This window comes from Rubripirellula reticaptiva (genome assembly GCF_007860175.1).
Lineage (GTDB): Bacteria > Planctomycetota > Planctomycetia > Pirellulales > Pirellulaceae > Rubripirellula > Rubripirellula reticaptiva.
Window position 1 is genome coordinate 332,468 of the sequence record NZ_SJPX01000005.1, and the last position, 20,456, is coordinate 352,923.

The window sequence follows — 20,456 nt, forward strand, 5'->3', positions numbered from 1 at the left end:
CAGCAACCACTCAGGCGAGAACGTCGTGAATGACACGACCATGAACATCAGTCAGACGCCGCTGGATTCCGTTATGGTAATGCGTCAGACGTTTGTGATCGAAACCTAACAGGTGCAAGATCGTCGCGTGGAAATCGTGGATCGTGGTGACGTTCTCGGTCGCCCGAAAACCAAACTCGTCCGTTGCGCCATAACTGTGTCCGCGTTTGACTCCTGCACCCGCCATCCAACACGTAAACCCTAACGGGTTGTGGTCACGACCGAGCGTACCGGCCTGAAACATTGGCATTCGCCCAAACTCGGTCGCAAAAACGAGTAACGTCGAGTCCAGCAAGCCTCGCTGTTTCAAGTCACGAAGCAGACCTGCCACTGGTTGATCTAAAATCTCGCCGTGCACGTCATACTGTTCTTTCAGCTTGCTGTGCCCGTCCCAATTGATTCGCCCACCCGACGCGTAGGCTCCGTTGAAGATCTGAACAAACCGCACTCCGTTTTCGACAAGCCGCCGAGCCAGAATGCAGTTATTGGCGAACGCGGCCTTATCTTTGTTGGCACTATCAGCGCCGTATAATTTCCGAATGTGCTCAGGTTCGGTTGAAAGATCAACGACGTCGGGAACGTGCAACTGCATCCGTGCGGCAAGCTCGTAACTGGCAATTCTTGCCGCAAGCTGTTGATCGCCAGGAAAACGGTTTTGGTGCGATTGTTCTAAAAAACGCAGAAGCTCACGAGACGAGCGGTCCGTTTTTGCCGAGATCGAAGCCGGTCGATCCAGAAAACGAATCGGCTTGGTCGTGCTAAGCGGCGTGCCTTGAAAAGCGGCTGGTAAGAAACCGCTGGCCCAGTTGTTCGGCCCCGACTGAGGCATTCCGCGAGGATCTTCGATCGCCACAAACGCTGGCAAATTCTGGTTCTCGCTACCAAGCCCAAAGTTGATCCACGCCCCCATGCTTGGGAATCCGTCAAACGCAAAGCCGGTGTTCATGACGTTTTCAGCCGGCCCATGCGTGTTCGACTTGTTCGTCAACGAATGGAAGTAACAAATGTCATCAGAAAGGTCGCCGATATGTGGCACAAGATCCGAGACCATTTTCCCCGATTGACCGCGCGGGCGAAACTGCCAGAGTGGCTTCGTCAGATTGCCGTTCGGACCTTGGAATGAAACCAGCTTCTCGTTCCCCGGCAGTGGTTGCCCATCCAATCGGATCAGCTCAGGCTTGTAGTCAAAGGTGTCAACGTGGCTGAGTGCCCCCGAACAGAAGACCACGATCACGTTCTTCGCCTTGGCCGCAAAATGGGGCGAGCGAGGCAAGTACGGATTGGCGGGATCAATTTTCGGACGGTTCGATTCCGATGCCTCTGATGCCTCTGATGCTTCGGTCATCAACGAAGCCAATGCGATCGATGCCAAACCACCGGCTGCACCGGAGATCAACTGGCGTCGGCCGATGTTGAACTGTTTTAATTGTGAATGCATCATGGGATGTACAGGAACTCACTGGAATTGATCAACACGCGACACAGTTCGGCGAGACTCTCGGTTTCAACGAACTGGACCAACCGTTTTGTTTCGGCTACATCCGGCGGGCGAGAGTACGCGATCGCCAGCGCACAACTCACCTGATCGCTGACCGAGTCACCGGCTTCGGCACGAACTCGATCGGCAAAAAATTTCGCTTGTTGCAACACGAACGGACTGTTCAGCAGTCCAAGTGACTGAGTTGGCGTGATCGAGCGAGTTCGCTTGGGCTGCATCTGTCCCGCATCTGGACAGTCGAACGCACCGAATACATCAACGGACTGCATGCGGATTTTGTGCGCGTAAATCATCCGCCGCCATCCACTTTCATCGAACGTTTCGATCGGCTGGTAGTCAGCTAAACCGCCACGCTGTTTGAACAGATTGAAACCAGGGCCACCGGGTTGCCGATTCAATTTTCCACTAGCTTGCAAAATGCTGTCGCGAATCGATTCGGCCTCTAACCGGCGAGGCGGATATCGCCAAAGTAATCGAGAATCGGCATCGACCGTCGTCCCAGCGGCGTAGGGCCGATTGGATTGGCGAAACGTATCCGACATGACGATCTGGCGATGCAGACTCTTGAGCGACCATCCGCCATGAACAAAGTTGGACGCTAAAGCGTCGAGCAATTCGGGATGTGAAGGACGCGAGCCCATCTCGCCAAAATCGCTGGACGTATCCACCAGTCCTTCGCCAAAGTGGTGTTGCCAAACTCGATTGACGATCACTCGTGATGTCAACGGATGATCTTGCCTGGTCAGGTCGCGGGCAAGTGAGACACGCCGATTGACTTCGGGTTCATCGGCTTTCAATTGCAAGTCACCCAAGATCCTCGGGATCGCAGGCACTACTTGCTCGCGGCGATTCATGGGATCACCGCGATGCAGCAACCATGTTGGTTCTGGCGAATCACTGAACGAAGCGGCGAAAACTTTCGGACCAGCCGTCAAACGTTTCAAGTTGGCACGCGCGGATCGAAGATTCGCGTTGGCCTTGACGATTAATTCGACTTGCTCGGGCGTCTTGCCGGACAGCGTGACGTCTTTGGCTGGCCGAGTGTCGTCTTCACGCAAGTATCGATTGCCGGTATCGGCTACGACGAGCCAATCGCCCGAACCACCGTCCAGCACCTTCAACACATAGTCTGCTGGTTGACTGCTGCCACGATCCCAAACGACTCGATCGATCGTGGTCGGTTCAGGAAAATCAATCTGAATCCAAGCGGGGCCCTTTCTACTGGCAACCCAAGGAAACGCTTGACGACGATCGGTTAGTCCATCGATCAGATTATCGTGATGACGTGTCTGATTGGCCAGTTCGAAACTTGACGCCGATGCGGTCGCGCCCGCCGTCGCCAACGCCGCGTTAGTTTCGCCTGACCAAACTTCGAACTCGTAAAGCGAAGCCGGTCCGTTGTTGCCCGTCGCAGCGATCTCCATCCGTACGGATGAAGTGGTCACTGGGTCGATCGTTTCAGTGTGAAGCGAATCAAGCGGCGTTTCGAGCGACAACGAGATTCGCAGTTGATCCGATTCATCCGTTAATTTTTCCAACCGATCGCGTGCTGCGGGTACTTTCGCCGCAAATTCGTCATTCGTTTTCCCCCGAAGTCTTCGCTCGCCGAAACTTAGTCCTGCAAAGATCGCTTGCATCGAGTAGTAATCGCGTTGCAGGATTGGATCAAACTTGTGGTTGTGACAGCGGGCGCAGCCAACGGTGAGTCCCAGCACACTTTGGCTGACCGTTTGAATGACCTCGTCCAGTTCATCTTGGCGAGCTTGACGCATCGCTTCATCGTCGCGACCGATCTGGCCGGGCAAGTTGGCGGGGCCGGAAACCAGAAATCCCAACGCGGCGTCTTCGCCAACGGTGTCGCCCGCAATTTGTTCGAAAACGAACTGATCATAAGGCTTGTCATGGTTCAGCGAATCGATCACCCAGTCCCGATAGGGCCACGCATTGGGCCGCGGCGAGTTGGTTTCGAAGCCGACCGTTTCAGCCCACCGAATCACGTCGAGCCAGTGCTGCGCCCAACGTTCGCCATACGCCGGTGAATCAAGAAGCCGAGTGACGGCCTTTTCGTAGCCAGCTTCGACGCCGTCCGGGTCATCAAGGAACAGTGCTACCTGGTCCGGGGTCGGCGGCAACCCGGTGATGACCAGACTGAGTCGCCGCAGTTGCGTCGTGGGATCAGCACACGGCGAAAGCGACAAGTCGGACTCGCCCAACCTCTTTGCGATCATTTGGTCGATCACCGACTCGAAACCGCCACCGTCGGTTGAAGCGCCGCTTACCGTTTCACTGCGGAACGTTTTGATAGGCTCAAGCGACCATAGGTTCGAATCAATGTCATCAGCGGTCGCATCCATCTGGCCTGGCCAAGGCGCACCATCGGTGACCCACTTTTTCAGCGTTTCGATTTCGGCTGCCGAAAGACGTTCACCGTCGGGTGGCATCTGCATTTCGAGATCGTTCGTGCCGGTCACCACGGCGATCAAGAAACTGTCGTCGGGATTGCCAGGAACGACCGTCGCGACGCCAACGTCACCGCCACGCAGCATCGAACTACGACGATCCAGCCGCAGGCCACTGTTTTGTTCTTCACTGCCATGACAATGCGAGCAATGCTGGTCCAGGATCGGCTGAACGTCGCTTGTGAATTCCACCGTCTCGTTTGCGACGGCGTAGCAACAGCCGACGATGGTCATCGCGATGAAGGAGATCGATCGAATTAAAAGACCTGCCATAGATTGAGGCAATCAAAAGGGAGGGAAAACAAAGCTATCAGCAGGCTTTATTTTTTGTTGGTGGGGCAGGAACCAGAGTCGATTCAAAATTCGCGTCGAGCAAGTTCGGACCAGTCGGTGCGATTGTCTCTATCAATATCTCGTGATCGAAGGGGCTAACCAGCTTAACACTACGACGGACCAACGCCAACTCTTTCTCGTTTTGTGGATATCTGAACCACCGGCTTCAGTCTTACTGAATTCTTCATTGCGTTGTTTCCTGTTTGTTTCGTCACTGTGGACTTCCTAAGATGTCCGGTTCAACGCTGACTCACTTCTATTGACTTCGGAAACAAACATGAAATGGTGCCTTTTTGTAGCCTCGATAATTTTTGGATTTTGGGTCGGTGACTCATATTTTAGTTCAGCAGCAGATCGACCGAACGTGCTGTTCATCATCTCAGATGACCTGACTTCAACAGCACTGTCGTGTTACGGCAACTCCGTCGTTCAAACACCAAACATCGATTCGCTTGCCGCCCGAGGCACGCGTTTCACCCGAGCCTATTGCCAAGGTACTTACTGTGGTCCGTCGCGGGCTTCGTTCATGTCAGGCTACTACCCGCATGCGACGGGTGTGTTGGGATACAAAAATCCGCGTCCTCAAATCGGCGATCGAGCGACTTGGTCCCAGCATTTCAAAAACAACGGTTATTACGCAGCGCGGGTAAGCAAAATTTTTCACATGGGCGTGCCGGGCGGAATCGAAGAACGCGGCGATGGACGTGACCATGACGGCGGCAACGGAGCCGACGATGAACGATCGTGGACTGAGCGATTCAACAGTCCTGGACCGGAATGGAGGGCGCCCGGGGATGGCGAAACGCTGGAAAACAATGCTGATGGCAAGAAGCCCGTCGTGGGCGGAAACACCTTCGTGGTCGTCGAAGCGGATGGTGACGACATGGTCCACAGCGATGGCAAGACGTCGGCCAAAGCGGTCGAGCTGTTGCAACAGCATCGCGACGAACCGTTCTGGTTGGGCGTCGGCTTCGTGCGTCCGCACGTGCCATTCGTCGCACCGAGATCGTATTACTCGCCATTCAAACCGTATCAGAACATTCAGTTGCCAGAAAAACTTGTCGGTGACTGGGACGACATTCCGCGACCGGGCATCAACTACAAAACAAGCAAGAACATGAAAATGGATTTGAGACGGCAAAAGAAAGCGGTCGGCGGCTACTACGCTTCCGTCGCTTTCATGGACGCGCAAGTTGGAAAGGTTTTGGATGGACTGCGCCGCGCCGGACTTGAAGACAACACAATCGTGATCTTCACCAGTGATCATGGCTATCACCTGGGCGAACATGACTTTTGGGCCAAGGTTTCGCTGCATGAGGAATCGGCATCAGTGCCGCTGATCATCAGTGTCCCTGGCAAGCAACCCGCAACCTGCGACAGCCTCGTTGAACTGATAGACCTGTATCCGACTCTATCGAGTCTTTGTGGTTTAGACGTTCCAACGCGTCTGCAAGGCAAGGACATTTCAAGGATGCTTGACGATCCGACCGTGACAGTGCGTGAAGCCGCGTTCAGCGTTGCGCCGTCCAGCAAAGGTTTCCTAATTCGCGAAGACCGCTGGGCGTACTTGCAATACGAAGAGGACGGCACGCGAGGCCAAGAACTCTTTGACATGAACGCCGATCCGAAACAGTTCACGAACTTGGCGACCTCAAAAGAGCACGCCGATACCGTCACAAGACTGCAGACCAAGCTCGCAAAAAAGCTGGCCGAAGTCCGCGACAACGATCTGTAACAAGCGCGCGGAAATCGAAACAGGGAAAGAGAATTATTGTATGAACCATACGACGCCCCTTTCCCGATTGCTGATCACTGCAGTCTCACGGACAACTGCCGATGGCAGGGACGATAACTGGGCCGGCGTCGTCAGCTGGTGTTTGCGACGACAGCGAATTTGCAACCACTGAGACCGTCCGAGTTTCCGCGGTTTTCGAACCAAGGAAGCGGTGGCATCTTCAACAGCATCGTCCCAGAAGCACTTGTTTCTCCGATTTGCGGACAGCGATGTCATGCAGGGGTGGAATGCTCGAATGCGAAAGCGATACCATACACTGGTATGCAAAATTTCATTGAGGGTGAGCACCGCTTGAACGCAGATCAAGTTAAGAGGTTCCTGTTCTTTCATGGTAATCGGCGTGATAGGAAAACAACATTTGGCAGCGTTCCGTTGGGCGATGGCGATAGCGTTCTTGATGGCGGCGGGAATCTCGCAGGCTCAGAACAATTCGGCGATGCCGCTTGCCAAACAATTCGACGCCGGGCATATCGACGTGCTGGTCGACAACCTAGCTGTTGATCTGAAACTGCTCGCGGAAGTGAACGAAGGGCTCGCCACCGCCGAAACGGCCGGCATTGACGACACTTTGAATGAGCAACGTTTCGGCGGCTTTGGATCGCGTGAGATCACTCTCCGAGACTCGCTGAAATACTTCCTACCGATCTTGGCCGGACTCCTGATTGCGGCGTTTTTTTTTCTGGTGCGACAGCGCGAACGCAAGAAAGCAGAACGACTGTTGCGAGTCAGCGAGGAGTGCTTTCGCAAGTTGATCGAGCACGCACCCGAGGCCATCATGCTCGCAGACCCCAACGCCAACTGGGTCGCGAACGTCAATCCGGCGGCCGAGCGGCTGTTCAAAATGTCCGCTGCCGAACTTGCCAACATCGGACCGATGGAGCTGAGCCCACCCACACAGCCAGACGGTAGGCTGTCCAGCGAGAAAGGCGAAGAGTTTCTCGCCCGAGCAATGGCGGGCGAGACGCCCGTTTTCGAGTGGACGCACCGCGACGCGGAAGGTCGCGACATCCCATGCGAAGTCCGTCTGCTGCGCATGGAGATCGGCGGACGCACGGTAGTGCGAGGCAGCATTATCGATATCACCGAGCGCAAGAAAACCGAGGCCGCCCTAGAGAAATCCCGACGACGATTCGAACAACTCGTCAGTTCCGTCGAGGGCATTGTTTGGGAAGCCGATGCGCAGACGATTGAATTCAAGTTTGTCAGCGAACAGGCCGAGCGGTTGCTGGGTTACCCGGTCGAGAAATGGATGGAGCCGGGATTCTGGGTGAACCATATCCATCCCGCCGACCGAGCTGCCGCCACAGAACATTGCATGACGTGCACCCGACAGGGACGGAATCACGATTTCGAATATCGCATGCTTGCGGCTGACGGTCGTGTGGTCTGGCTGCGAGACATCGCCACGGTGCTGGTCGAGCAAGGCGTGCCGAGGCTCCTGTGCGGCATTATGGTAGACATCACGGAGCAGAAGCGGGCCGAGGCGTCGCTCAGCACCGCTGCTGAGCTCACGGGCAGTTTGATCAGGTCGATGCAGGATGGATTTTGCGTGCTGGATGAAAACGGTGTGCAATCGGATGTGAACCCAGCCTTTTGCGAGATGACCGGGTTTTCGCGTGAGGAACTCATCGGGCTCAACGCTCCCTATCCCTATTGGCCACCCGAGGAATATGAGCGGATTCAAGCTGCTCTGACAGAGACCCTTGACGGCGCGGCGGCGCATTTCGAGCTGACCTTCATGCGTCGAAATGGAGAGCGTTTTCCGGTGATCGTTAGCCCATCGAGTGTAAAAAATGACACCGGCGAAACGGTCAGTTACTGTGCGACGGTGAAGGACATCACTGAACTCAAGCGTGCGCAGTGGGAACTCGCCTCTACAACGGATCTGCTCGAGCGCACCAGTCGGATGGCAAAGGTCGGCGGCTGGGAATTAGACCTCAGAACAAAAGAATTGTTCTGGTCAACGGAAACTTTTCGCATCCATGAGATCGAACCGACCTCGCCGCCCAGCCTCGATCAGGCGATCGCCTTCTATGCCCCCGAGGCGCGGCCAATCATCGAGGCCAAAGTAAAGGCCGGAATCGAAAAGGGCACGCCGTGGGATCTCGAGTTGCCGATGAGCACCGCCACGGGCCGGAACATCTGGGTGAGGGCCCAGGCGTCCGCCGTCGAGGGCGAAGACGGGAAGGTGGTCAAACTGGTTGGCACTTTTCAAGACATCACTCTGCGCCGACACGCCCAAATCGAACGTGAAGCACTCGCGGGCAAAATGCAGGAAACGCAGAGGCTCGAAAGTCTCGGTGTCCTTGCAGGCGGCATCGCGCATGATTTCAACAACCTGTTAACGGCCATCCTTGGAAACGTTAGCGTTGCTCAGTTGAAGCTACCGTCGGATTCGTCCGTGCAAGACTGCCTGGGAAATATTAACGAGGCATCACTGCGCGCCGCCGATCTGTGCAAGCAAATGCTCGCCTACTCGGGACGTGGTCGCTTCGAGATTCGGACGCTCGACCTTGGCGAACTTGTCGAGCAAACCACACAGATGCTGCAAATCTCGATCAACCAAAAGGCAGTGCTCCGTTTTCACCTTCAGCCAGGACTGCCTCCGGTCGACGTGGATCCCACTCAAATTCGACAAGTGATCATGAATCTGGTGATCAACGCCTCCGAAGCGATTGGCGAGACCGACGGCGTGATCAGCTTTTCCACTGGCGCTACCCAAATCAATCGCGATTGCGCCGATGACACTCTGATGCTTCCTGATTTGCCAACAGGCGATTACGTTTGCCTCGAAGTATCCGACAGCGGTCCTGGGATGAGCGAGGAAACGCAGGCAAGAATTTTTGATCCTTTCTTCACTACAAAATTCGCGGGGCGCGGACTAGGACTTGCCGCGGTACAAGGCATCGTGCGCGGTCACAAGGGCGCGATGAGGGTCGATTCGAAATTGGGCTACGGCACCTCGTTCAAGCTTTTCTTTCCCGCATCGACGGGAACACGCGAAACCGCCGAGGAAACTGAAGAAGCCCAGGAAGCCAGCCCAGCATGGCAGGGGCAGGGCGTCGTGCTTGTGGTCGACGACGAAGAACCCGCGCGGAACACCATCGCCAGGATGATGCCTCTGTTAGGGTTCGACTATGTATTGGCCGTTGATGGCCGTGAAGCCATCACAATCTTCCGAGCGAATCCCGCGAAGTTCGCGATCGTCCTGCTCGACTTGATCATGCCGCACATTGACGGCGAACAGACTTTTAACGAACTGCGCCAAATGCGGCCGGACGTCCCCGTGGTGATCATGAGCGGTTTCAATGCCCACGAGGCACTCCTGCGATTCAAAGGCAAAGGACTCGCCAGCTTCCTACAAAAACCGTTCACGATTGCCACACTGCGCACGACGATCCACGGGATTTTACACGGCAAAGAATCAGTGCCTCCACAGGACGAGAAACTGCCGCCGCGTGGCGACGAAATCCCAGACGACTCTCTCTCGAGTCCATTTCGACAATCGCGGCTTCCTGAAATATCGCAACAAAGATTGAGCGAACCTGAGACCTTCGAAGCGTCTCAAACGATTCTCGTCATTGATGACGAAAGGATGATTCGAGAGTCGACAAAAACCCTACTTCAATCGCTGGGTTATGAAGTCCTAACCGCTAGCAACGGCCAAGACGGAATTGACGTCTTCATGGAACACGTCGGCCGTGTCAGCATGGTGTTATTAGATTTCCGACTTCCCGACATGCGCGCGGATGCCGTCTTTCAAGTATTACGTCAACATTCAAATGTTCCCGTCGTTCTATTGACGGGTTTCTTGGCGTCAGATGTCGCCGAGACGTACCAAGCCATGGGTTTTGCGGCGACGCTTGAAAAGCCGCTACCCGCGGAATCTCTTTGCAAGTTGCTTCAAGAGATTCTGGGGTAATTCATCGAGGCGACGATGGTGCAGGGCGTGCTCAAAGCCAACGTAAGATCACGGTCACGCACCAATTAGACGCGCAACAGAACCAAACTTCCTCTCACGTTTGCGCACGTTCGTTTTGTTAAAAAAATGCTTTAAAATTATGGACAAAAAAAGCCGGCACATTGTGTGCCGGCTCGAATTCGATTCATCAAACCTTTTCGATCGAAACGATTGGATTGCAAGTCGATCGCGATGGAAAGACGAACAATCTACTCTCTCTCAAATTTGTTTGAAAACTTATTGCTCGATGAGATTGATATCGAAAACGTTGTCTTCACCAGCAACGACTTCGATCTCACTGGGGCTCATCACCAATTCCGAAGTGGGCTTTCGTCCGCGGCGTTTGGGACGCTCGAATTTTACGTCATCTGGCCCGGCCTGTGCAAACTCGTATTCGAGTCGATGCGTTCCGGCCACAGCACCGGTCTGGTTCGGCAAGTAGTAGGCCACAAACTTGCCTTCCGCGTTCGTCCGGGCCAGTGATGGCCGTCCCTGAATTGGAAAGAACTCGATACTGACATTGGGAACGGGCTCTCCGTCCAATTTCAAAATCCCAGTGACCTGGCCGAGAGTGGAATCCCGGCCGCTACAACCGACACTGGATGACGCGAGTGCCGCAATCATTGCGACTGAAACGATAGATTGATTTAGTTTCACGGCTTAGAAATCCTGATCGAAGACCCAGCGGTCGGCACGACCGGTTAGGGCGGGGAAGACATTCACAAAGTCGATGCTGTCGGTGATGAATCGCACGGACCCATCGGCAAACAAAAACTGAACTCCACCAATGTGCTGGGAACGGAAACCGTTATGCAGAGTCGTCTCCCATTGTTGGGTGTAGTTGCCAGAGTACAAACTGTTGTTCGGAAAACGGGGAACCGTAACGTTGGCGGTTTGCCCCCAGTAGCGAGGACCGCCCCACTCGAAATACCCTTTGTTGGCTGACCACATTGCACCGTTGCCACGACCCGGACGAGCGTCGTACTGCTTGCCATCAAAGTCGTACATGTAAGCACCGTGCTCGCCGACTGCGATCGTGTTGCTTAGACCGTCCGAAATACTGGCAAAGCGACGTTCTTGAAATCGGTTGTTCTTCATCGAAAAGAAGCCATCGTCCTGCAACCAACCATAACCCGTCCACGTCGCGGTTTCGTTGTAGTAGCGATCCCAGTCGAAGTCCGTGTCGCCGGGTCTAAAGTAGAAACCGACGGAGGCCACATATTCGGGAACCTGAACTTCATAAGAAGCTGGTGCTGTGGGATCCCATTGCCGAGTTGCGTTGCTGGTGTTCTGGAATCGCTCCTTTGGCAGTGTGCTCGATGGGCAGTTGTATCCGGGGACTTTGGTCTCGGACATTACTTTCCAATTCCTGTTGGGCAGACCCGATCCGTTCGTGTCCGAGAAATCGGTGCCCGTATAGTCCAATCGTTCCGCGGCGCTCGTCTGTTCGATCTGCGCCAAAATGGCCACCAGCCAAGAAGGGCCCGTCGTCGGCGTTGCACCGCCCGTAGGGATCGTTTGCCGGACGCTAACGTTCCCCGGTATCTGTCGAAACGTGTCGTGGTAATTGTGAACGGCGATCCCGATCTGTTTCAAGTTGTTGGAGCACTGCATGCGCCGCGCTGCCTCCCGTGCGGCCTGAACCGCTGGCAACAGTAGGCCGACGAGCACGCCGATAATCGCGATCACAACGAGCAGCTCAACGAGTGTGAACCCCCGACGTTGAGGGCCTAAGATTTTGAACATGAGGTTTCCTAGAAAGCTTTGGGTAGAGGATCGATTGACGTCTAACTCACACAGCATGAGTACGCTGCTGGGACGTAAAGCAAGATGGATGCCGAGACTTTCTCTCACGGAAATGTGACCGACTCGGCAAACGTGCTGGTGATGCAAAGGTCGCCCTTGTTGTCCCATCGTGACCGACAAAGCCCCAACGATCCGTTTCCTTTTTTCTTGAAAATCCAGAGTCGGGCTAAAGTTACGTGCGAGGGTTTCAGTTGGTGCCGAATACCTAAGCACCGCTGCGCAAAGAAGTCGCGACCGCATGGGGGTTCCGCGTGGATGCTCTGGTCGATGGTAGAAAGTGGTCGCTATGCCCGCGGCCAAACACAAGAGCCAACAGACATTGCGACGTTCTTTGCCAACAGCGTTCGTTCACAGGGCGACATCACCGCGTTGAAGTTGCGTCGCTTATCAACAACGGTGGCTGCCGATCCTATTTGGCCAAGATTTCAAGCTTGACTTGTCAGCGAGCGGCTATTAGTTGTAGAGTTCAGGTGAACAGGCCCTTCCGATTTTCACGTATCGAGGAGGTTACGATGGAGCCTGAATATAGTGGCGACGATCTTTCGAAACGCCCGAGTAAAAACTCGCGATCTGAAACCCCACATTCAGACAGTAAGCGTTCCACCATGGAACGTTTCTTTGTCGGCCTTAGCGAGTGCATCTTTCACTCGAAACTGGGTGTGGTCGATGTCCAGCTTGTCGACTACGTCAGCGACATGATGATTCGGTTCATTCGAACCGATGACATCCACCGAGTCCGACGCCCTAATGGACGTCCGGCAACCGAAGTGTTTCAAATGCTTCGCGAGGCCGAACAACGCATCGGCTTAGCGCGGCGCGAAGTCCACCGGCACATCGGCGACTTCACGCTGTTCTGGTCCGGCATGTATCCGGAAAGTTTGCGTCAGTCAAAGTCATCGGCCGTCGCAGACCAGTTCTTTGACTACTGCCAACAAGGCAAACGTGCCTATGCGATCGCAGCCGAAATCGATGCCGGCGAAGACCGACCATCGTCGGACGTCTTGATGGCACTGAGCGATCAATTCGAAATGTGCGCTTACGGGCTACGAGAAATCCGCCGCGAACTGGAAGAAGGCAACACCGGCGACGGAATTCTGTTGGCGTAGCTGATTGCAGACAGGCGTCGAATTGGCTGAGAGGGCTAGGCCTGCGGGGGTCTGGCCTGCGGCGGAAAACTGCTATCTTTGCGTGCATGAATACCAAACAAGCACGATTTGATTCCGTCTGCGAGAAAGCTCGTCAGGCGATGAAGTTGCAGACTGCCGCGGATACTTTGGAATGGGACGAACGCACCGGAATGCCATCCGGTGGCGGTGATTACCGTGCCGAACAAGTTTCCATGTTGCGAGGCATGGTTCACGAACTTCGCACCGACGCTCAGTACGGCGACGATCTTTGCCGTTTGATCGACGACGTTGCCGGCCAAGATCCCCATAGCGACGAGTCGGCGACGGTCCGCGAACTTCACCGTGATTGGGACCGCGATCGCAAGCTGCCCACGCCGCTGGTCCGCAAAACGTCGGAGGCGACGGTCAAGGGGCAACAAGTCTGGGACGCAGCACGCAAGTCCAACGATTTTGCCAAGTTCCGTCCGTCGCTCGAAAACATCATCAGCCTGAAACGCGAAGCCGGCGAGCGTTGGAGCGAAGGTAGTGACCGAACTCCCTACGAAGCGTTGCTGGACGAATACGAACCCGACGCGTCAGTCGAGCAACTGCAAAAAATCTTTGATGATGTTCGTGTTCCGCTTGTCAAACTGATCGCCGAAATCAAAGACGCTCCGGTGCAACCGAATGTCTCGATCCTAGAACAAGATTTCTGCGTCGACGCTCAGCGTAAGTTCAGTCACCGGATTTCCAAGCTGATTGGTTTCGATTTCGATCGCGGCCGACTGGACGAAACGTCGCACCCGTTTTGCACGACGTTAGGGCCGAAAGACATTCGCATTCTGACACGGTTCGAGACGAATTGGGTGCCCAGTGGGATCTTCGGAACTCTGCACGAAACCGGGCACGGTCTGTACGAACAAGGAATGCGATACGAATGGTTCGGATTGCCGCCGGGGTCATACGTATCGCTGGGCATGCATGAATCGCAGTCCCGGTTGTGGGAAAACCAGGTCGGACGAAGCCGTGCGTTTTGGAGCCACTTGTATGAAGAAACTCAGGCGACGTTTGCGCCGCAGTTAGACAACGTAACGCTTGACGAATTCCATTTTGCCGTCAACACGATTCGCCCCAGTTTGATCCGAGTGGAAGCGGACGAGGCGACGTACAACCTGCACATCATCATTCGATTCGATCTGGAACGGCAATTGATCGAAGGCACTTTATCCGTCGCCGACCTGCCGGCCGCCTGGAACTCGCGTTACCAGAGCGATCTTGGTATCACGCCGCCCAGCGATGCCGACGGCGTGCTGCAGGACGTCCACTGGAGTGCTGGGCTGATCGGGTATTTCCCAACTTACACTCTCGGCAACCTAGCCTCGGCTCAGCTTTATGACGCGGCTGCGGTCGAGCTTGGCGATCTGGAAGCGATGTTTGCACAGGGGAACTTCAAACCCCTGTTGGAATGGCTTGTCGAACATGTCCACCGCCATGGCCGCTGCTACAGCGGCAGCGAACTTATCCAAAAGGCGACCGGAAAGCCTCTGTCGGCGGACGCGTTGGTCGGCTACCTGCAAGGAAAACTGAGACCTCTGTACGGGTTATCCTGAACCTCAAAAACCCAACGTTCTGGTCCACCGGCGTGTAGAAAGACCCCCTTGTACTGAGTTACAATGAGGGCGAATTCAATATCATTTCAGGACCGCTATGACTGTTTCTAATTGCCCACGATGCGCTGAACCTATTCGTTTGCCCGTCGATCCCGAATTTAGTGGCAGTTTGATCGACGACGCCCAGGGCGAATGCCCGTGGTGCGGTGAGTCGTTCCCAATGTCTGAACTGGTTCGCAAACTGCCACCAATGTTGGTAGTCCGATCCGCCGATGGCCAGGCGATCACGCCGGCCTTGGCCGGTGCGGCAGTCGGATTGGCTGGCATTGGAACAGGCACGGCGGCTGGGATCGTAGGCAACGCAAGCGCAGCGGTTGGCGGCGAGCTGATGGACGACGACGACCTCAGCAATCTGACCGTCGTCGACGAACCGGGACTCAACGAAACGATCAACGATGACGATTTAGGTGTCGTTGATGCTGACGAAACAGTTTCTGATTTTGGCAGCGAAGCGGATGCGTCGTTTAGCCCCGACGACGACCTAGATTACAACCAAGACATCGAAAGCGACGAACACGCCGACGACGGCTACGACGACGTTCCCGTCGTCGACGAACAGCCGATTGAGTACCAACTTGACTCGGCCAACGAACATTCGATCAGCGCAGATTGGGATGCCGACCAAGACTCGCAGCCGATGCGAGTTTCGCCAACGCGTCGCAAGAAGAAAGGGGCTCCCTGGAAGACCGCTGTTGGCGTGATCGCGGGCGGAGCTCTGGCATTGCCGATCGCAGACGGCCTGCTAACCCTTGCCGGACGCGAATCCATCCTTGGCATCTGGCCGTCCAAGTCGACCACGGTATCGTCCAACAATGTTCGCGTTTCGCCGCCGATGGAATTATCGGACGACAACGACCCAACCAACAGCCAACCTGAACCGGCCGGACGTTCGCTGGACATGCCGTCGACCCAGTCGAGTTCCCTGCAGGATGCGTCGAGCGCAATTTCGGACTTGATGAACGCAGCAGAAGCGACCACCACTGAATCCGAAACGTCGTTCCCTGACCCGGCGGCCGAACCCGCCGTCGCTGACTACGGAAATGTCGAAGAACCGGAAACGCCTAGCGAAGATTCTCTAGCGATGCCGGCGATGGAAACTCCTTCGTTCGACGTGCCAGTGACAGAGGAACCAGTTGCCGCAGAACCTATTGCGGAAGAACCTACCGCCGAGACTGGATTCACCGCCCAACCGAGCATCGACACACCAGAAATTGACGTATCAGCAACCGACGCGTTCTCGATGCCGCCGGCTGATTCCGTCGCCGATGCTCCAGCGGCGACTGAGGCTCTGTCGGCATTTGCCCCCCCCGCCGAACCCATCGAGGAAACTGCAGATTCACCTGAATTGACTTCGGCCCTCGACGAAGCGAATCGCACGCTTGATGCGGTCTTAGCGATGGACGATTCTGATCCACTTCGCACCAAAGCCATGGCGGTTGCGTATCGCGAAATCTCGAAGGTCGGCGTCCTGGCCGATGCGAACAGCGATTCGGCAAAAGATTTGCTGACCCGAGTGAAACAGTCGCCGCTGCTGTCGAAGTACGAGAACGCATCGACGAAATGGTTCAGCTATCCGAATCGCGGCACCGAAGGAATCTTGGTGATCGGTAAAACGGAATCCACCGCAAGCGGACAAGGAATCCGAGTGGGCGACGAGCTTGTACTGGTCTCCCAAGGCGAACTGCCGTCGTCGGACCGAGTCATCGCGCTAGGCAAAATCAGTGGCGATGCAGCGAATACGACCGTCGAAGTCACCGTGGCCGAATCGCTCTAGTCACGAAACTTTCGCTTGAAGCAACCCGGCCAAGCGTCCCTTCTTCCTACGGCGTGACTAACCGCCGTCGCGGCCGGCATCACCCTATGCCGGGGCCGCGTCTTTGATTTGCCGACTTTCGTTGGCTTCTTGTCCGTTTGCTTGCGCGATCGTGATTGCGTCTCCATCGGATCGCCGAAAGTCTTGACGGTGTGTCGATTTCGCTACGGGTTGCTCAACGGCAATCGAAATCGCTTGACGCGGCGATTTCGACAGCCTACTGTACTACTTAACGCAGTACAGCAGGCAAGACATTCATGCTTCGAATTCAAATCACCACCGGTGCTAGCCAGCCGATTTACCGGCAGATCGTCGATCAAGTACGTCACGCCGTGGCGGCGGGGAAAGTTCGCGTCGGTGATGCGATGCCCAGCGTCCGAGCACTTGCGACCGACTTGGTCGTGAACCCCAACACGATCGCCAAGGCGTATTCGGCGTTGGTGCGTGATGGAGTGATCGAGAGCCAGCAGGGACGCGGTTACTTCATCGCCGAGCCCCGCCTGATCTACACGCACAAGGAACGCAAACGGCGGTTGGGCGAAGTGATGAACCCGTTTCTAGCCGAAGCCATATCGCTGGGTTTCGAACCTCAGCAGATCATCGATGAAGTCGAAAAGCGACTTCGTAAAACATTTTCCTCGCCCGAAGCCGCACCCAAACCGAAGGATTCCGCATCGTGATTGATCCTGTGATTCAAACGTCCCGTTTGTGCCGGTACTTCGGCAATCGTCCCATCGTGCGAGACTTGGACATGCAGATCCCGGCGGGGCAAGTGACCGCCATGCTGGGCCTGAACGGCGCCGGCAAGACAACGACGATCCGTATTCTGATGGGGTTGCTACGGCCGACCCGCGGGACCGCGACGGTATTGGGCGAAGACGCGTCACAAATGTCGCCCGCGACTCGCGGACGGATCGGCTACATGGTCGAAGGACACTTTCTGTTTCCCTCGTTAACCGTTGATCAATGCGCATCGCTTCAGCGTGCGGGCTATGCGAGTTGGGACGACAGTCTGTTTCGCCAAATCCTCTATCACTTTGGCATCCATCTAGGATCACGAGTCAGCGAACTTAGCCGCGGCCAGCGAGCGGGCGTGTCGCTTGCACTCGTGCTGGCCCCCGATCCGGAACTGTTGGTGCTAGACGATCCGGCACTGGGACTAGATCCGGTCAGCCGACGGTCGCTCAACGAAACGCTCGTCGAATTCGCCAGCAATGGACAGCGAACGGTGCTATTGAGCACTCACTTGTTGGACGACGTCGAACGCGTAGCCGACCGGGTGATGGTGTTGGTCGGCGGACGTTTGAAGGTGGATACGTCGATGGAAGACTTTGCCGCCGGTGTATCGGGCTTTGCCGTGAAGGCAAGTTCCATCGACCCCAACAAACTTGCTGCGATTCCGGGGCTGATCGAAGCTCGCCCGATCAGCGACGGGTTGCACCTGTCCGTTGCCAACTGCACAGACGAAACGCGGGCCGCGATCGATCGGCTGGCCGGTGGAACGTCCGAGCCTATCGAGCTGACCTTCGGCGACGGAGTGCTTGCGTATCTGGCTCGCGAGCGCGGCGAGTCTTCCTTCTTGAACCTTGACCGTACGGGAGCCGAGCGATGAATCGTTGGTTTTGCATAGCGTTGTTTGTCAAAGAACTGCGAGAGACGATTCGCTGGACGCCCGTCGGCATGATCATTGTCGGCTTGTTGTGCTGGATGTCGATCCCAACGCAAACTCACAACGCAACGGGGCTGGCAGCTTCTTTGATGCTGTTGACCAGCGTTGGCTTTGGCATCATTGCGATTGGTTTGGCGTGGTTGCAGACGCTGCCCGACATGCGGACTGACTCGCGAAGTTTTTTGTTGCATCGTCCCGTAACGCAAATGGCGATCTTCAACAGCAAACTGCTCGCCGGAGCCGTCAGCTATTTTCTCGCGGTGCTGCCCCCGTTGCTGATCACCGCGTTTCGGCTGGAACTGCTCGGGCCCGAAATATTGCCGGTTGCCTGGACCGACGTGTTGCCATCCATCGCAGCGGCCCCGGTCGCCTTCATCATGTATCCGGCCGCAATGTGGGCAGCCTACCGAACCGCACGCTGGATCGGGACTAAGACATTGCCGATGTTTTTCACTGCGTCAGTCGTATTTTCTTGTATCGCGATGCTTCGAGAGATCGACCAGCGCTGGGTTCCACTGGCTTTCGTGGTCATGCTGGCGATTGGGCTTGGCATCACGCTTCGTTCGGCTTGGTTGGCTTTTTCGGACGAAACTTATTTGCCACCGGAATCAACATCGCTGGTCCGCTGCATTGGGATCGCGATCGCCGCGACGGTGTTGGTGTCCGTGATCGCGGTGTTCGCGATTGAGTCTCGGCCTCGCGACATCGAAAGAAAACTGATCACCTATTCACTCGCATTCGATGAGTCCGGCACGGCCTGGGAGCTGAAGAAACACTATGCCGATAACAGCCAAATCGTCGGCGAGGAATCGAAGATCGAACGCCGGCGAGTGTCGGTGAATCAGGAACCTCCTGCTGCCTTCGAGCCTTTGCCCGAACAGTGGAAGCAAGCACGTTCAGTCACGCTGACGCCCTTCAATGAAGGATCTTGGATGAGCGCCTACACGTTGGTGGGCGACACGGTCAGCCACACTGAAAGCGGGAATGGGATCCGATTACTGCTACACGACGGTTGGCTGTGGGGCTACAACTGGAACGCCAATTTGTCGTGGATCATAACGCCCAGCGGAATCTATTCGCCGGTCGAAACTCCTCCCGCTGCGCGTTTCGAAAAGGCAGTCGTGCTTGACAGTAGGTTGACGAACCAATCCGGCCATCGCGCCCTCAACCTCGTGGGATACCCGATTTTGGCGGCCGACAATGGGGTCTATCAACTGGATTTCCAGAAACGTCAGATTCGCAAGATTATCGACGCACCCGTTGATCGCCTTGCCATTGCGTTGCCTGACGAAAACGATCGCAACCACGCAAACATCTGGATCCAAAGCGGGAATCGCCTAACCAGCTTTGCCGCCACTTCAACGACCGATCAACCCCTCGATTCGATATCCGATCGAGTGATCAATGCAACACAATCCTATCCGTTACCAAACCTTGCGACAGAGAAAGTGGCTGAGTACCGCGTTCCGTCACAAGACGGACGTGGATACGCCTTGATTACACCGATTGAATCAGACCAGATCATCATGTCTCAGTCGATCGATGGGATTCGCAGTCGCGTCAGTGTTGTCGACGCCGGAAGTGAAGCATCGACGATGTCGATCCTATCGATCACGCCAAGTTCAAACAGTTATCGATTCTCGCGTGAAATGATCGGTTTCCCGCCGGGACTTTGGCTTGTGATGGTTCCCGCCAGCATGTTGATGGCACCTGAAATTTGGGAAGCTCAGTTCAACGCGATTCAGTCACAGTTTCACTACGTCATCTTTTTCTTGCTGCATTCGCTGCTTGCCGCGGTGCTTGCGAATCTGCTTTGTCGAAATCGCTATGTCGGGCGCGGTGCCCGGATTGCATGGACTCTAGCGGCAGGCTTGTTGGGCGTTGCGATGTTGTTAGCCATCGTGGCCTGCCACACCAAGCCGCTTCTCGAAGTTTGCCCTGCGTGTGCAAAGAAACGTCGAGTCGACTGTGACGATTGCGAGCACTGTGCCGCGCCATGGCCACCGCTGCCGCGTGAAGGCATCGAAGTGATCGCGAATGAAGTGCCCGAAAAGTCAACGCGTTCGGTATCGCTTGTCTGAGTTTCACGGGCCGTGAAACGAACGGTTCTGCCCATGTGTCGCGTCAAGCCGACAGCACATTCGTTGCAACCGGTTCGTCCGGTGAAACTCGACCCAAAAAGATTTCCAAAGCTCGAAAGTTGACTCATGAAACATTGACCGGAAGCATGCTGCGGCGTCCACTTACACCGGACGCCGAACGGTCTTGTTTTTTCGTTCGATGCCAAAACTTGCATTCCCCTGTTTG

12 protein-coding genes are annotated in these 20,456 nt (G+C 55.6%); 8 read left to right on the plus strand and 4 right to left on the minus strand.

The window, feature by feature from the left end:
* Positions 1 to 10: 10 nt before the first annotated feature.
* Positions 11 to 1,477, minus strand: a complete 1,467-nt coding sequence (locus tag Poly59_RS22395; RefSeq protein ID WP_146536864.1) for a DUF1501 domain-containing protein — start codon at positions 1,475 to 1,477, stop codon at positions 11 to 13.
* The gene (locus tag Poly59_RS22400) at positions 1,477 to 4,269 is read right to left on the minus strand and encodes a PSD1 and planctomycete cytochrome C domain-containing protein (RefSeq protein ID WP_146536341.1); all 2,793 of its coding nucleotides are present in this window, start codon (positions 4,267 to 4,269) and stop codon (positions 1,477 to 1,479) included. Before Poly59_RS22400 ends, Poly59_RS22395 begins: the two co-directional genes overlap by 1 nt.
* Positions 4,270 to 4,693: 424 nt before the next feature.
* Between Poly59_RS22400 and Poly59_RS22405 the strand changes: the two genes are divergently transcribed.
* A complete protein-coding gene (locus Poly59_RS22405) occupies positions 4,694 to 6,064 on the plus strand; it encodes a sulfatase (RefSeq protein ID WP_246151860.1) in 1,371 nt (456 codons plus the stop codon).
* 400 nt (positions 6,065 to 6,464) lie between these two features.
* Entirely contained in the window at positions 6,465 to 10,046 is a 3,582-nt protein-coding gene (locus tag Poly59_RS22410; protein WP_186776452.1) for a hybrid sensor histidine kinase/response regulator, read from the plus strand.
* 276 nt (positions 10,047 to 10,322) lie between these two features.
* Here Poly59_RS22410 and Poly59_RS22415 read toward each other — a convergent pair whose 3' ends face one another.
* Together Poly59_RS22415 and Poly59_RS22420 are read right to left on the minus strand one after the other, a co-directional pair.
* On the minus strand, positions 10,323 to 10,742 hold the full coding sequence (locus Poly59_RS22415; RefSeq protein ID WP_146536344.1) for a DUF4198 domain-containing protein: 420 nt from the start codon (positions 10,740 to 10,742) through the stop codon (positions 10,323 to 10,325).
* A 3-nt stretch (positions 10,743 to 10,745) separates the two neighbouring features.
* Positions 10,746 to 11,831, minus strand: coding sequence for a DUF1559 domain-containing protein (locus tag Poly59_RS22420; protein ID WP_146536345.1), 1,086 nt, complete (start codon positions 11,829 to 11,831; stop codon positions 10,746 to 10,748).
* Positions 11,832 to 12,496: 665 nt separating this feature from the next.
* Between Poly59_RS22420 and Poly59_RS22425 the strand changes: the two genes are divergently transcribed.
* From Poly59_RS22425 to Poly59_RS22450, 6 genes are all read left to right on the plus strand, one after another.
* Positions 12,497 to 12,997: a hypothetical protein gene (locus Poly59_RS22425; protein ID WP_146536346.1), complete on the plus strand. Its 501-nt coding sequence runs from the start codon at positions 12,497 to 12,499 to the stop codon at positions 12,995 to 12,997.
* Between the two features lie 86 nt (positions 12,998 to 13,083).
* Positions 13,084 to 14,607, plus strand: a complete 1,524-nt coding sequence (locus Poly59_RS22430) for a carboxypeptidase M32 (protein WP_146536347.1) — start codon at positions 13,084 to 13,086, stop codon at positions 14,605 to 14,607.
* Positions 14,608 to 14,704: 97 nt separating this feature from the next.
* A complete protein-coding gene (locus Poly59_RS22435; protein ID WP_146536348.1) occupies positions 14,705 to 16,441 on the plus strand; it encodes a hypothetical protein in 1,737 nt (578 codons plus the stop codon).
* A 296-nt stretch (positions 16,442 to 16,737) separates the two neighbouring features.
* Complete coding sequence (locus tag Poly59_RS22440; protein ID WP_146536349.1) at positions 16,738 to 17,160, plus strand: GntR family transcriptional regulator; 423 nt, start codon at positions 16,738 to 16,740, stop codon at positions 17,158 to 17,160.
* Positions 17,157 to 18,092 (plus strand): ABC transporter ATP-binding protein, encoded by a 936-nt coding sequence (locus tag Poly59_RS22445; protein WP_146536350.1) that lies wholly within the window; start codon positions 17,157 to 17,159, stop codon positions 18,090 to 18,092. Before Poly59_RS22440 ends, Poly59_RS22445 begins: the two co-directional genes overlap by 4 nt.
* Complete coding sequence (locus Poly59_RS22450) at positions 18,089 to 20,230, plus strand: hypothetical protein (RefSeq protein WP_146536351.1); 2,142 nt, start codon at positions 18,089 to 18,091, stop codon at positions 20,228 to 20,230. Before Poly59_RS22445 ends, Poly59_RS22450 begins: the two co-directional genes overlap by 4 nt.
* Positions 20,231 to 20,456 lie beyond the last annotated feature (226 nt).